1 protein-coding gene is annotated in these 1,141 nt (G+C 48.6%); it reads left to right on the forward strand.

Annotated elements, in window-relative coordinates; translation table 11 throughout:
• Positions 1-1,103: type I restriction endonuclease (locus tag ACOCD2_RS21120; RefSeq protein WP_419619305.1), on the forward strand; the 1,103-nt coding region annotated here is incomplete at its 5' end.
• Between the last annotated feature and the right edge of the window lie 38 nt (positions 1,104-1,141).

Below are 1,141 nucleotides of genomic sequence, written 5' to 3' on the forward strand. Positions count from 1 at the left end.
AATCTACTATTGAAAAGTATCTTACCGGCACCTGCCTGGAAGAAAAAGACAAGATTGAAGACGAAGTGCCCTTTACCCAGAATCACGGTTACAAACTGGGGCTTGCCGCTAATTTTAATGCTCATTTTGCCATTGATACCCAATATTTCTGGGAATTCCTTGAAAACACCCAGGCTGACGAACTTGAAAAGCTGCAAAAGACAGGTGTTGACTGGCAACGAAAAATACTGGAACGATTTGACCGCCTTATCAAGAAATATGGCTTGCTGTATTTGTTAAAAAAAGGGTTGAATGTCGATGACGCCCACCTGACCCTGATTTACCCTGCACCGCTTGCAAGCAGTTCCGAACAGGTTAAACAGAACTTTGCCGATAACATCTTCAGCAGTACAAGGCAGGTGCGCTATTCCCTTGCCAATACACTCGAAGAAATCGACATGGTCTTGTTCGTCAACGGCCTGCCCTTTGCCACGCTGGAACTGAAAAACCCTTGGACGGGACAAACGGCCCGCTACCACGGGCAGAAACAATATCGCCATGATCGGGATACCAGCCAGCCCTTGCTGCAGTTTGGCCGCTGCCTGGTACACATGACCGTGGATACCGATGAAGTGTACATGACCACCAAGCTGGCAGGGAAAAGCACCTTCTTCTTACCATTCAACAAAGGCTATAACTTTGGCGCAGGCAACCCGCCGAATCCGGATGGCCATAAAACTGCCTATCTGTGGCAAGAGGTATTCAGCAAAGAAAGCATAGCGAATATTATCCAACATTTTGTGCGTCTGGATGGTAGCAGCAAGGATCCACTCAACAAGCGCACGTTATTCTTTCCACGTTATCACCAGATGGACGTAGTGCGTAGACTGGTCGCCCATGCCAGTGAACAAGGCGTCGGGAATACCTATCTGATTCAGCACTCGGCCGGTTCAGGAAAATCCAACTCGATTACCTGGGCGGCCTATCAATTGATAGAGGCCTACCCGGCGAGCAGCACGATCCCCGGTGCAAAAACTCTGGAACGTAACTACTCACCCCTAAGACTGAGTACAAGCCTGCCTCGATGGATCTACAATCGCTTTTTCATGTCTGTAGAGGCTTGACATCATAGTACGCCGAGTCTATGCTATTGACCCAACAC

It is taken from the genome of Thiolapillus sp., assembly GCF_048562965.1.
Classification (GTDB): Bacteria; Pseudomonadota; Gammaproteobacteria; order Chromatiales; family Chromatiaceae; genus Thiolapillus; species Thiolapillus brandeum_A.